The organism is Falsochrobactrum tianjinense, assembly GCF_019100495.1.
Taxonomy (GTDB): domain Bacteria; phylum Pseudomonadota; class Alphaproteobacteria; order Rhizobiales; family Rhizobiaceae; genus Brucella; species Brucella tianjinense.
In genome coordinates this window covers 96115-108759 of the sequence record NZ_JAHRVA010000008.1, presented here as the reverse complement: position 1 = coordinate 108759, position 12645 = coordinate 96115, and the positions used below count along the sequence as shown (strand labels likewise).

Genomic DNA, 12645 nt, shown 5'->3' with positions numbered 1-12645 from the left:
GACCGGAATGGCGGCGGCAATCGTTTTCACGGCGCTGACGACATTTGCGGGCGCTCAGGGAGCAGGTTCACAGCTGCCGGGCGGCGCGTCCTCTCTGCAAGAGAACTACGAGACCTGGAGTCTTTCCTGCCAAAGCGCCCCGCAGAGGGTCTGTGCGATTTCACAGCAACAGGCGCAGCGCAACGGCCAACGGGTATTGGCCATTGAATTGCAGCATGGTGCCAAAGACGGCCTGTCGGGTAATCTGGTTCTTCCCTTCGGGCTTCTGCTCGATGCTGGTGTTGTCCTTCAGGTCGACGAGGAAAAACCGCAAGAGCCCGTCAGGTTCCTGACCTGCCTGCCTGCGGGATGCGTCGCGCGGCTGAATTTCGATCCCGACATGGCCGATGCGCTGCGTTCGGGTACGCTGCTGAAGATCAAGGTTCAGGATACGGATCAGAAGGAAATGCTTCTGTCCGTGTCGTTGAAGGGATTTGCTGCGGCACTTGACCGGTTGAAGGCGCTGTCTGGGACATAAATCCGGGTAGCCCATCACCCCGGCCATTGTAAGCAACAGAACAGAAACCCTAGGGCATATCCGGGATATGCCCTAGGGTGGAATATAAATTATTATGTAATGGCAGCAAGTTATGGTTTTCTGGATACCGTGGCGTAGGTGGTTCGCGACCTTGCCAAGGTTAGGAGGTCAAGAATTCGAATCCTTGTCGCTCACTCCAGTTTTTCTTGCGCACAATATTTCAAACCACCTCGAAATCGAGCCCTATATCCAGATTGGGCGCGCTATGCGTGATCCAGCCGATGGAAATCAGATCGACGCCGCTTGCGGCGACCTCCGCCACCGTTTGCGGCGTGATTCCGCCCGATGCTTCGGCAATGGCGCGGCCATCGATGATCGCTACCGCCTCGCGTAACTGCGCTGGCGACATATTGTCGAGCAGCACCGCATCGACACCGATGGACATGACTTCCCGAAGCTGTGCGAGCGTATCGACTTCCACCTCGATCTTGACCATATGACCCGCACCGGCTTGGGCACGCGCGATAGCCTCGCGCACGCCGCCCGCGACCGCAACATGATTGTCCTTGATCAGCACAGCATCATAGAGCGCGAAGCGGTGATTCATGCCGCCGCCCGCCCGCACGGCATATTTTTGCAAGGCACGCAGGCCCGGCATTGTCTTGCGCGTGCACACAATCGCAGCTTTCGTGCCTTCGACGGCCTTGACCAGCCCGGCTGTAGCGGTGGCAATGCCCGAAAGATGGCCTAGAAAATTAAGCGCCGTGCGCTCGCCCGCGAGAATGCCCCGCGACGGCCCCGATACACGAGCAATCGTTGTCCCCTGTGGCAAAGACTGGCCATCACGAGCCCGGCGCTCGAAGACCAGCACCGGATCGACCAGCCGGAACGCCATTTCGGCCACGTCCAGCCCGGCAACCACGCCCGGCTGGCGCAGGTTGAACTCCATGGCCGAGCGATGATCCTCCGGGACAACCGCATTGCTGGTAATATCGCCAGCCAGCCCAAGGTCTTCAAGAAGTGCGGCCCGTACCAACGGCTCGACCAGCAAAGGGGAAAGGCGTGGAAAATTCATCAGGCGGTCCTCGATACAGGTTGTTGAACGGCGATCTGGCGCGCCAGCGCAAAGGCCGTTTCCAGCGTATGAAAGCTGCGGGTGCTGCCCGCTATTTTGTCCGGATAATCGGTGCGCGCGTGGCTACCGCGCGATTCGCGCCGCTCAAAGGCCGCAACCGCCATCACCAGCGCCACCGCAGCCGCATCATCCTCATCGGCAAGCGGCAGGAGTGCACCTATCGCCGTGCGCAACCCGTTCTCGTCGCGCAGCAGGCCAAGATGGCGTGAGACGATCCCTCGGACCGGAGCGGGATCGGGCGATGATGGCGGCAGGCTCAAAGGTGCAAGACGCGCAGGCGCATGATCAGGCGCATCGGCAATGGCGCGTGCAGCACGAAGCCCCATGATGGTCGCTTCGAGCAGCGAGTTGCTGGCAAGCCGGTTGGCGCCATGCAGGCCGGTGCTGGCTGCCTCGCCCACCGCCCACAGCCCGGACAGGCTGGTGCGGCCCGCACCATCAGTCTCTATCCCGCCCATATGATAATGGGCGGCAGGACCTACCGGAATGAGGTCCCGCGAGGGGTCGATCCCATATTGCCTGCACAAGACATCTATACCCGGAAAACGGGGTGCGAAATCTTTTCCCGGCGCGTAACGCGCATCAAGAAAGGTTTTGTGACCGAGCGCTTGCTGCCTCGCAATGGCGCGTGCGACCACATCGCGCGGCGCAAGTTCCTGCCCCGGCTGGTCAAGCATGAAACGCTCGCCGTGATCATTGACGAGAATTGCACCCTCACCGCGCACCGCTTCGCTGACCAGCGGCAGGCGTATTGCAGAGACAGCCAGAGCAGTCGGATGAAACTGCATGAACTCCATATCGGCAAGCCGCGCGCCTGCGCGAGCCGCCAGCGCAGCCCCCTGCCCCAGATTTCCGTTGGGTGTCGTGGTTTCCTCATAAAGCCCGCCCGCGCCGCCAGTAGCCAGCACCACGGCGCACGCCGCAACCGGGCCGACACCTTCAAGATATGCCCCGACAATGCAATTATCCTGCTTCAACAGCCGCAAGACGCGCGTATCTTCCATAACCGCAATCGACGGTGTAGTCCGCACTTTCGCGACCAGCGCGCGAACGATACCGGCGCCTGTTGCATCGCCGCCGACATGAACGATGCGGTGGCGGCTATGTGCTGCCTCCAGACCAAGCGCATAAGAGCCGTCTGATTTGCGGTCGAAACAGACCCCGTTTCTCTCAAGCGCGGCAATGACTTCGCCGCCTGAGCCGACAGTGCCAGCGGCCACATCTGCATCGCACAGCCCATCGCCAGCAGCCAGCGTATCCGCCAGATGCAGGGCGGGGCTGTCATCCGCGCCAAGGCTTGCCGCAATCCCGCCCTGCGCAAGCGCGCTGGAACCGGAAAATCCCAGCTTTCCAGCCGTCGCCAGCAAAACAGGCCGGGGAGCAAGCAACAGTGCCGTCATAAGCCCCGCAAGGCCGCTGCCCACCACAAGGACGGGGACGGCGCTCATACGGCCAGCATCCGTTCGACCGCCCGGCGCGCTGGTCCGGCAATGGCGGGATCAACGCTGACCTCATGACGATTATGTTCCAGCGCTTCGCGAATATTGGCAAGCGTGATGCGCTTCATATGCGGGCATAGATTGCAGGGCCGGATAAATTCGACATCCGGGTGGTTGACAGCGACATTGTCGCTCATCGAGCATTCGGTCAAAAGCACGACGCGTTGCGGCTTTCTCTCGCTCACATAGTCCGACATGACGGCAGTCGAACCGGCGAAATCCGCCGCTTCCACCACCTCCGGCGGACATTCGGGATGCGCCAGCACCATGATGCCGGGATGGCTCTCGCGAAGCTCGCGAATATCGTCGGGCGTGAAGCGCTCATGTACTTCGCAATGGCCATGCCAGGCGAGGATTTCGACATGGGTTTCGCGTGCGATATTCTGGGCGAGATATTCATCCGGGATCATCAGAACACGCGGAACGCCCAGCGACTCGACGACCTTTTTTGCATTGCCGGAAGTGCAGCAAATATCGGACGCGGCTTTTACAGCAGCAGACGTATTGACATAGGTGATAATCGGCACACCCGGATGCGCCTGACGCAGAAGCGCCACGTCTTCAGGCGTGATGGAATCAGCCAGCGAACAGCCCGCCTCCATATCAGGAATGAGCACCGTCTTCTTCGGGTTGAGCAGCTTGGCCGTCTCGGCCATGAAATGCACGCCCGCCAGCACGATCACATCGGCATCGACCTCCACCGCCTTGCGCGCCAGCGCCAGACTGTCGCCGACAATATCGGCCACGCAGTGGAAGATTTCCGGCGTCTGGTAATTATGGGCAAGGATGACAGCATTACGCTTGCGCTTGAGTTCGAGGATTGCCGCCACATCATCCTCGAAGCCCAGCCATTCAACCTTCGGAAGCACACTGGCCACCCGGTCATAAAGTTTCGAGACGGAAACAAATTCGTTCACGACAGCCTCCCAGCAGTGTATGGCTTGCCGTAAGCAAAGCCATCTCTTTATACTCATAATGAGCATTTTAATGGGATATAGATATACTCAATGGGAGCATATTGTCAATCGCGGGAGACAGGTAATTTTGTTCCGGCCAGATGGCGCTCGGAAAGGGCGCGCTCTTCGACGATCGAATAGCGGAACCGAAACAGCTTGGCCGGGCGCCCGCCGGTTTCGCTGTCGCTCTCGCCGGTGTCCTCGACCAGATCCTGCTGCTCGACCAGCCGACGGAAATTCTGCTTGTGCAGACGCAGGCCCGCCAGCGCCTCGACCGCTCGCTGAAGCTGCAAAAGTGTAAAGCTTTCCGGCATCAGCTCAAAGACAACGGGCCGATATTTGATTTTGGCGCGCAGCCGCGCAATGGCGGTTGCAAGAATACGGCGATGGTCGGCAAACATATGCCGTCCATTTTCCTCGTCGCCTCTGCCCGCCTCCATCACCAGCCCGGCTTCATAAAGCAGTTCATAGCGCTGAAGCGCCAGATCCTCGTTCCAGCGCTCTCCATTCAGCCCGAAAGCGAAAGCGATGCGGCGCAGGCGCTGGGTCGTCAGTTCGGAGGACGCTGCCTGATGTGCCCAGACGCGCAACCCGTTGCTCAGGCGGTCCACGATTTCCGGCACGCCCTGCCGATGGTCTTCCCATGGCAGATAGTCGTACCAGCCGCGCCATCCCGCCTGATCCACCGCCGCATCATCCTCGCGCACCAGCCCCAGATAGCTGATGGAGATGATACGCTCGCCATCAGGATGGCGGTCGCGGTCGGCGAATGTATAAAGCTGTTCGAGATAACCCACAGGATGCGCAGTCCTTGCCTGAACCCAGGCGCGCAAACCCGCTTGCAGCGAACGATGCTCCGTCTCGAATGGGCCAGACGGCAGCGCCTGCCCCTGCCGCACAGTCATGACACGCGGCTGCTCGCGCGTGACCGCGACAAGGACGGCAATAAGTTCGGTATGGGCAATATCGTCAGTCAAGAATGGCTTCTTCCGTCAGGCTTCGGCCACTAACGGCCACAAGCACAAATAATACAAGGAATTACAATCTACTAAAACTTTTGCATGGCCTACTAAAACTTTTGTATGGCTTCGCGTCAAAAACACCTTTTCCATACTGAATATCATCGATAGATGAACAAAAAGCTGTGGCGGCATTTTTCTGATTTACGTACCTCATTTTTGATCCTATGTTTGCGCATGAGGAGCGAAAATGAAATCCACCGTGCATGATATAGCCAGAACTGCGGGCGTCAGTCTCGCCACGGTGGACCGCGTCCTCAACGACCGCCCCGGCGTGCGGGCCAAAACCCGCGAACGGGTGATGAATGCGATGAATGCGCTTGGCTATGTACGCGATGTGGGTGCTGCCAATCTCGCGCGCGGCAGGCGCTACCGTTTCGATTTTATTTTGCCCGATAATGAGAATACTTTCATGCTCAGCCTGCGCACGGAGCTTGAAACCGCCATCAAACACGCCATGGCCGAGCGGGTCCAGATCAATCTGGTGCTCGTACCGGCATTCGATGAAGCCGCCCTTGTTGCAGCGCTTGACGCCTGCACCGCACACCAGCCAGACGGGGTCGCCTTTATTGCCCTCGATACCGATCCGGTACGCGCGGCCTGCCAACGGCTGACACAAAGCGGCGTTCACGCGGTTACGCTGGTTTCCGATCTTGGCCATTCGTCACGCGCTCATTATGTCGGCATCGACAATGGCGCTGCCGGACGCACGGCGGCGCGGCTGCTCGGACTTTTTGCCAATGGAACCAAAGGCGCGATAGCGGTACTGGCCGGTTCCCTGCAAGTGCGTGACCATCAGGAGCGCTATGACGGGTTTCGCACCGCCATGCAGGTGGATTTTCCCGGCCGGGAGATTCTGCCGGTGCTTGAAGGTCTGGATGAGGGAAAACGGGTTGAGAAACTGGTGCGGGACCTGCTTGCCCACCGGCAGGACATAGCCGGCATTTACAGCCTTGGCGCTGGCAATAGAGGGCTCGTCGAGGCGCTTGCCGCCGCTCCGGCCCATGCTGATCGCCCGCTGGTCGTTGCCCATGAACGCGATGGCATCACCGCGCAGGCATTGCGGCAGGGTCTCATCCATGCGATTCTGGCGCAGGATGCAGGCCATGAAATCCGCAGCGCCATTCGCGTGCTGAAAGCCTCGGCGGATCGTCTTGCAATCGTGCCGGGGCAGGAACACATCCGCATCGAGATATTTCTCAAAGATAATCTGCCGCAATCGGACTGCCGCAATTTGGCGGAAACGGAGTAAAAATGTATCTGGGGCTTGATCTTGGGACATCGGGCGTCAAGGCGCTGCTGATCGATGATGACCAAAACCCTATCGGTTCGGCGCATGGCGATCTGGATTTATCGCGTCCGCATCCCGGCTGGAGCGAGCAGGACCCGGCACAATGGATCAAGGCATGCGAGAGCGCCATTGATGGCTTGCGCTCCGCCTACCCAAAAGAATTTTCTTCCATCTCCGGCATCGGCCTTTCCGGCCAGATGCATGGCGCGACGCTGCTTGATGAAAGCGGTCAGGTTCTGCGCCCCTGCATTTTATGGAACGATACGCGCAGCTACGAGGAAGCAGCCGAACTCGACGCCGACCCCGCCTTTCGCGCCATTACCGGCAATATCGTCTTTCCGGGCTTCACCGCGCCTAAGCTCGTTTGGGTAGCGCGCAACGAGGCCGATATTTTCGCGCGCACGCGTAAAATCCTGTTGCCGAAAGATTATCTGCGCCTGTGGCTGAGCGGCGAATATTTCTCCGACATGTCGGATTCTTCCGGTACCAGCTGGCTCGATATGGGAGCGCGGCGCTGGTCGCCCGAACTGCTTGCGAAAACCGGCCTTGATGAAAGCCATATGCCCAAGCTTGTGGAGGGCAGCGACCCGGCGGGACAGTTACGGGCGGAACTTGCCGCAAAATGGGGGCTGGCCAATCATCCGGTCATTGCGGGCGGCGCAGGCGACAATGCCGCTTCCGCCTGCGGCATGGGCACAGTCAGGCCGGGCCACGCTTTCGTCTCGCTCGGCACATCCGGCGTGCTTTTTGCCGCCAACGGTTCCTATCAGCCAAAGCCCGAAAGCGCCGTTCATGCATTCTGCCATGCGCTGCCAAACACTTGGCATCAGATGGGCGTCATCCTGTCGGCCGCAAGCGCGCTCGATTGGTATTCGCATATCGTTGGCACAACCCCGCAAGCACTCGACGCGGCGCTGGGCAAGCAGTTGCAGCGACCCGGCGGCGTTACTTTCCTGCCCTATCTGTCGGGCGAGCGCACGCCTCACAACGACGCAAAAATCCGCGGGGTCTTCACGGGACTGGAGCATGAAACTGATCGCAACGCGATGACGCAGGCGGTGCTGGAGGGCGTGGCCTTCGCCATTCGCGACAATCTCGCGGCCCTGCAATCAGCGGGTACGGAAATTACTTCCCTGATTGCCGTGGGCGGCGGGTCGCGCTCGGAATATTGGCTCAAGGCAATCGCCACGGCACTGGATGTTCCGATCCTGCTGCCGGAAGAAGGCGATTTCGGCGCAGCCTTTGGCGCGGCGCGTCTTGGCCTGATCGCCGCGACCGGAGCCGATCCGTTTGTGATCTGCACGCAGCCCGCCACCGCACGCGCAATCGAACCCGAACGGGCGCTGCGCGCGGCCTATGACGAAGCCTATCAGCGCTATCACGCGCTTTATCCGGCATTGCATGCGCTTGCCTGAGCAATTCGAACAGTTGTGGGAGGGATGAAAATGAGCAGCGGATTTTTCGGCGATATCGAGAAAATACGCTTTGAAGGGCCGGACAGCGACAATCCGCTGGCATTCCGCCACTATAACCGTGATGAAATAGTGCTGGGCAAGCGCATGGAGGATCATCTGCGCTTCGCGGTTGCTTACTGGCATACATTCGCCTGGGAGGGTGGCGATCCGTTCGGCGGACGTACCTTCGAGCGACCGTGGTTTTCAAACGAACTCGATGCGGCGAAGCTGAAAGCCGATGTGGCATTTGAGTTTTTCTCGCTGCTTGGCGCGCCTTTTTACTGCTTTCATGATGCTGATATACGCCCTGAAGGCAAAAACTTCGCCGAAAACACCCGCTATCTGAATGAAATCGTCGATATTTTCGAGAAGAAACAGGCGCAAACCGGCGTCAAACTTCTATGGGGCACGGCCAATCTGTTTTCCAATCGTCGCTACATGGCGGGCGCGGCGACCAATCCCGATCCGGACGTCTTCGCCTTTGCAGCGGCGACCGTGAAAACCTGCATCGACGCAACCAAGCGTCTTGGCGGGCAGAATTATGTGCTCTGGGGCGGGCGTGAAGGCTATGAAACCCTGCTCAACACCGATCTTTCGCGCGAACTCGACCAGATGGGCCGCTTCCTCAATCTCGTGGTCGAATACAAGCACAAGATCGGCTTCAAGGGCACGATCCTGCTGGAGCCGAAGCCGCAGGAGCCGACAAAACATCAATATGATTATGATGTCGCAACCGTCTATGGCTTTCTCAAGCGCTATGGCCTTGAAAAGGAAGTAAAACTCAATATCGAACAGGGACATGCCATTCTGGCCGGCCACTCATTTGAGCACGAACTGGCGCTAGCGCGCAGCCTAGGCATTCTCGGCTCCATCGACATGAACCGCAATGATTACCAGTCCGGCTGGGACACCGACCAGTTCCCCAATAATGTGCCGGAAATGGCGCTGGCCTATTATCAGGTCCTGCTTGACGGTGGTTTCACCAATGGCGGCACCAATTTCGACGCCAAGCTGCGCCGCCAGTCGCTCGACCCGCAGGACCTGCTGATCGGCCATATTGGCGGCATGGATTGTTGCGCGCGCGGGCTGAAGGCAGCGGCACGAATGCTCGAAGACGGCGCTTTGTCGAAACCGCTCGAAGAACGCTATGCAGGCTGGAACGGTGAATTCGGCAAACAGCTTTTAAGCGATTTTTCCCTCGACCAGATCGCAGCGGAAGTCGAGGCGGAGGGTATTAACCCACAGCCGAAATCAGGCCGTCAGGAATATCTGGAAAACGTGGTCAATCGTTACGTCTGAACCAGAGCATTTCCAGCAAAGTGTGTAACGATTTTGCGTCCGGATAATGCTACCAACAAAAAGATAGGGCGCCCGATGAAGGCGCCCTTCCCCTCTCTCGAAAAATAGCTCTAAAGGCTGACCCAGCCGCCATTCTTGCGTGAGGAACGTACACAGGCATCGATAAATGCCACGCCTTGCAAACCGTCATCCACGGTCGGATAGACGACCGCGCTGTCGGGCTTTGCTTCTCGCCGATGCGCTTCAATGGCATGGGCCGCCTCGGAATAGATCGTCGCGAAAGCCTCCAGATAGCCTTCCGGGTGGCCAGCGGGAATGCGGGTCACGCGCGCTGCGGCCTCTCCCGTTCCCGCACCGCCGCGCGTTATCAGCCGCTTCTGCTCGCCAAAGGGCGTATGCCAGAGCCGGTTCGGGTCTTCCTGCGCCCATTCCAGCCCGCCTTTGGTGCCATAGACACGCAGACGCAACGTATTTTCATTGCCAGGAGCCACCTGACTGCACCAGAGCATACCCTTTGTCCCGCCCGCAAAACGCAGCATCACATGGGCATTGTCATCAAGCTGGCGTCCTTCGACGAAACTGTCGAGATCGGCGGCGAGACTTTCCAGCGTCAGGCCGGTCACGAAGCAAGCCAGATTATAGGCATGGGTGCCAATATCGCCCGTCGCTCCGCCAAGGCCCGATTGCGCCGGATCGGTGCGCCACACAGCCCCCTTCGCGCCGGTTTTTTCCACCGCCTCGGTCAGCCAATCCTGCACATACTCCACTTGTACCACGCGCAGATCGCCAAGCTCGCCATTGGCAATCATCTCGCGCGCCTGCCGCACCATAGGATAGCCGGTATAATTATGGGTGAGGACGAACAAAGCGCCGCTTTCATCCGCGATTTTTTTCAGCTTCTTCGCATCTGCTAGCGTCGAGGTCAGCGGCTTGTCGCAGATGACATGAATGCCGCGCCTGAGAAACTCCTTCGCCGCATCATAATGCACATGGTTGGGCGTCACGATCGAAACCGCTTCAATGCCATCCTTGAGCCGCGCTTCGCGGATCGCCATTTCCCTGTAGCTGGAATAAGTGCGGTCCGGCGCAAGGCCAAGCTCGCGCCCGGAATCCCGCGCCTTTTCCGGCGAGGATGAAAGCGCACCAGCAACCAGTTCAAAGCGATTATCAAGGCGCGAGGCCATACGGTGCACGCCGCCGATAAATGCCCCTGCCCCGCCGCCGACCATGCCGAGCCGGATGCGCGGCGCGGTGGTTTCCTTCGTTTTGGCTTCAATCACCATGGCACCCTCACAAACCCAACATGCGCCGATTGGCGGCTTCGTCGGTGCCACCAGCGGCGAAATCATCAAAAGCCTTGTCGGTCACGCGGATAATATGGTGCTTAACGAATTCAGCCCCTTCGCGCGCGCCGTCCTCAGGATGTTTGAGCGCGCATTCCCATTCGACCACGGCCCAGCCGTCAAAATCATTTGCGGCCATTTTGGAGAAGACTGCGCCAAAATCCACCTGTCCGTCGCCGAGCGAGCGGAAGCGCCCGGCCCGCTCGACCCAGCCCTGATAGCCGCCATAGACGCCTTGCCGCCCGGTCGGGTTGAACTCGGCATCCTTGACGTGGAACATCCTGATCCGGTCTTTGTAAATGTCGATATTGTCGAGATAATCCAGGCATTGCAGCACATAATGCGACGGATCGTAGAGCATATTGGCGCGCGGATGGTTCTTCACCCGCTCAAGAAACATCTCGAAAGTCACGCCGTCATGCAAATCTTCGCCGGGATGAATCTCATAACATATATCCACGCCATGCTCTTCCGCATGATCGAGGATGGGTGACCAGCGCCGCGCCAGTTCATCAAATGCCGTCTCCACCAGACCGGCAGGGCGCTGCGGCCACGGATAGATGAAAGGCCATGCCAGCGCGCCGGAAAAGGTCGCATGAGCGCCGATGCCAAGATTGCGTGAAGCCCTGATCGCCATCATGACCTGCTCGACAGCCCAGGCCTGACGGGCTTTCGGATTGCCGCGCACTTCCGGCACCGCAAAACCGTCAAATGCTTCATCATAGGCCGGGTGAACCGCAACAAGCTGGCCTTGCAGATGGGTCGAAAGCTCCGTGACTTCGACGCCGTTCTCGCGCGCCAGGCCTGCAAACTCGTCGCAATAATCCTTCGATTCGGAAGCTTTTTTCAGATCGATCAGCTGGCTCGCCCATGTGGGAACCTGCACGCCGATATAGCCTTTTTCCGCGGCCCATCTGGTGATGCCGTCCCATGTGTTGAACGGCGCTTCATCGCCCGCAAACTGCCCGAGGAAAATTCCCGGGCCCTTGATCGTCTTCATCAAATCCTCCTGCATTCGATAAAAGCGCGCCCGCAAAAGCAGGCGCGCAATGGGGCAGAGCCGTGATCAGAAAGGAGAGTCGGGGAAGTAGAACTGCTCCGCATTATCCTTGGTGATCAACGTCGCATCGAGAATATATTCGCCATTGACCGGAACCTGATCGTAGAAATGGGCGGCCGTCAGCTGCATGGCAGTCGCAACCATCGCTGGCGGATAGAGCACATCGACCGGCACCAGCTTGTCGCCATCCATGACCCGCTTGATCATGTCCTTCGAGCCCGCGCCCGCAATGACATATTGAATATCTTCACGGCCAGCCTGCTTGATGGCTTCAAGCACGCCGACAGCCATGTCGTCATCCTGACACCAGACCACATCGATCTTCTGATATTTGGTCAGGAAATCCTGCATCACGCGGAAGGCGTCATCGCGGTTCCAGTTGCCATATTGGCGGTCGAGAACCTTGACGTTGGCCCCTTCAATGCCCTTGTCGAAACCGTCCTGACGCTGCTGGTCAATGGGAATCGGCAGTCCACGAATGATCACGACTTCCGCATCCGGCGTAGTAGCCTTGATATATTCGCCCGCCACCCGACCGAGCGCCGGATTGTTACCCGCCACATAGAGATCGCGGATCGAATTGTCATTGACGCTCGGTGCGCGATCGACCAGCGCTACAAAGGTTCCCTTGTCCTTGATCTCCCTGATCGCATTGACCAGCGGATCGGGATCACTCGGCAGCACCACCAGCCCGTCAAGCCCCTGCACGGCAAGATCCTGCAAGGCGTTGGCCTGATTGGCAGCATCGGGCGATGTCTTGACGATGACATTGAGGCCCGGATGCTCTTCCATCAGCAGCTTGGCCACCCGCTCGGCATGATAGACGACGCCCGCCGTCCAGCCATGATCAGCCGCCGGTATCGATACGCCGATGGTGACTTTCTTGTCCTGCGCACTCGCCACGCCCGTAAACGCCATGGCGCCCACGGTCAATGCAGCGAAAGCAACGCTCAAAATTTTCCTTCGCATGGTTTCCTCCCAAAAGCCGGGGCTTTCATTCCTTTGGCCGGAACCGCCCCTTCAATCCCGCCAGTTTCAAATGCAAAACCACTCAGTAGCCTTGCTGTTTCCT

11 protein-coding genes are annotated in these 12645 nt (G+C 58.9%); 4 read left to right on the top strand and 7 right to left on the bottom strand.

The window, feature by feature from the left end; all coding sequences use genetic code 11:
• Positions 1 to 7: 7 nt before the first annotated feature.
• Complete coding sequence (locus KUG47_RS15945; RefSeq protein WP_217678964.1) at positions 8 to 517, top strand: invasion associated locus B family protein; 510 nt, start codon at positions 8 to 10, stop codon at positions 515 to 517.
• Positions 518 to 737: 220 nt separating this feature from the next.
• Here the strand turns inward: KUG47_RS15945 and nadC are convergent, their stop codons facing one another.
• From nadC to KUG47_RS15925, 4 genes are all read right to left on the bottom strand, one after another.
• Positions 738 to 1592, bottom strand: a complete 855-nt coding sequence (gene nadC, locus KUG47_RS15940; RefSeq protein WP_217678963.1) for a carboxylating nicotinate-nucleotide diphosphorylase — start codon at positions 1590 to 1592, stop codon at positions 738 to 740.
• Positions 1592 to 3100, bottom strand: coding sequence for an L-aspartate oxidase (locus KUG47_RS15935; RefSeq protein WP_217678962.1), 1509 nt, complete (start codon positions 3098 to 3100; stop codon positions 1592 to 1594). Before KUG47_RS15935 ends, nadC begins: the two co-directional genes overlap by 1 nt.
• Positions 3097 to 4068, bottom strand: coding sequence for a quinolinate synthase NadA (gene nadA, locus KUG47_RS15930; RefSeq protein ID WP_217678961.1), 972 nt, complete (start codon positions 4066 to 4068; stop codon positions 3097 to 3099). Before nadA ends, KUG47_RS15935 begins: the two co-directional genes overlap by 4 nt.
• Before the next feature lie 104 nt (positions 4069 to 4172).
• A complete protein-coding gene (locus KUG47_RS15925) occupies positions 4173 to 5084 on the bottom strand; it encodes an NUDIX hydrolase (protein WP_217678960.1) in 912 nt (303 codons plus the stop codon).
• A 232-nt stretch (positions 5085 to 5316) separates the two neighbouring features.
• Here KUG47_RS15925 and KUG47_RS15920 point away from each other — a divergent pair, with 232 nt between their 5' ends.
• From KUG47_RS15920 to xylA, 3 genes are read left to right on the top strand one after another with little or no spacing between them, the layout of a single operon-like run.
• A complete protein-coding gene (locus KUG47_RS15920; RefSeq protein ID WP_217678959.1) occupies positions 5317 to 6378 on the top strand; it encodes a LacI family DNA-binding transcriptional regulator in 1062 nt (353 codons plus the stop codon).
• Between the two features lie 2 nt (positions 6379 to 6380).
• The gene (gene xylB, locus KUG47_RS15915) at positions 6381 to 7832 is read left to right on the top strand and encodes a xylulokinase (RefSeq protein ID WP_217678958.1); all 1452 of its coding nucleotides are present in this window, start codon (positions 6381 to 6383) and stop codon (positions 7830 to 7832) included.
• A gap of 30 nt (positions 7833 to 7862) precedes the next feature.
• Positions 7863 to 9170: a xylose isomerase gene (gene xylA, locus KUG47_RS15910; protein WP_217678957.1), complete on the top strand. Its 1308-nt coding sequence runs from the start codon at positions 7863 to 7865 to the stop codon at positions 9168 to 9170.
• A 110-nt stretch (positions 9171 to 9280) separates the two neighbouring features.
• On the opposite strand, the gene KUG47_RS15905 is transcribed toward xylA, so the two are convergent.
• The 3 genes from KUG47_RS15905 to KUG47_RS15895 all read right to left on the bottom strand — a co-directional run bounded on the left by KUG47_RS15905 (position 9281) and on the right by KUG47_RS15895 (position 12542).
• Positions 9281 to 10453: a Gfo/Idh/MocA family protein gene (locus KUG47_RS15905; RefSeq protein ID WP_217678956.1), complete on the bottom strand. Its 1173-nt coding sequence runs from the start codon at positions 10451 to 10453 to the stop codon at positions 9281 to 9283.
• Positions 10454 to 10460: 7 nt separating this feature from the next.
• On the bottom strand, positions 10461 to 11513 hold the full coding sequence (locus tag KUG47_RS15900) for a sugar phosphate isomerase/epimerase family protein (RefSeq protein WP_217678955.1): 1053 nt from the start codon (positions 11511 to 11513) through the stop codon (positions 10461 to 10463).
• A 66-nt stretch (positions 11514 to 11579) separates the two neighbouring features.
• Complete coding sequence (locus KUG47_RS15895) at positions 11580 to 12542, bottom strand: substrate-binding domain-containing protein (protein ID WP_217678954.1); 963 nt, start codon at positions 12540 to 12542, stop codon at positions 11580 to 11582.
• Positions 12543 to 12645: the final 103 nt, after the last annotated feature.

Bases quoted from the DNA above. Each gene is read 5' to 3' on its own strand.
- KUG47_RS15895 (WP_217678954.1), bottom strand. From the start codon at position 12,542: ATGCGAAGGAAAATTTTGAGCGTTGCTTTCGCTGCATTGACCGTGGGC.
- xylB (WP_217678958.1), top strand. From the start codon at position 6,381: ATGTATCTGGGGCTTGATCTTGGGACATCGGGCGTCAAGGCGCTGCTG.
- KUG47_RS15920 (WP_217678959.1), top strand. From the start codon at position 5,317: ATGAAATCCACCGTGCATGATATAGCCAGAACTGCGGGCGTCAGTCTC.
- KUG47_RS15935 (WP_217678962.1), bottom strand. From the start codon at position 3,100: ATGAGCGCCGTCCCCGTCCTTGTGGTGGGCAGCGGCCTTGCGGGGCTT.
- KUG47_RS15900 (WP_217678955.1), bottom strand. From the start codon at position 11,513: ATGAAGACGATCAAGGGCCCGGGAATTTTCCTCGGGCAGTTTGCGGGC.
- KUG47_RS15905 (WP_217678956.1), bottom strand. From the start codon at position 10,453: ATGGTGATTGAAGCCAAAACGAAGGAAACCACCGCGCCGCGCATCCGG.
- xylA (WP_217678957.1), top strand. From the start codon at position 7,863: ATGAGCAGCGGATTTTTCGGCGATATCGAGAAAATACGCTTTGAAGGG.
- KUG47_RS15945 (WP_217678964.1), top strand. From the start codon at position 8: ATGGCGGCGGCAATCGTTTTCACGGCGCTGACGACATTTGCGGGCGCT.
- nadC (WP_217678963.1), bottom strand. From the start codon at position 1,592: ATGAATTTTCCACGCCTTTCCCCTTTGCTGGTCGAGCCGTTGGTACGG.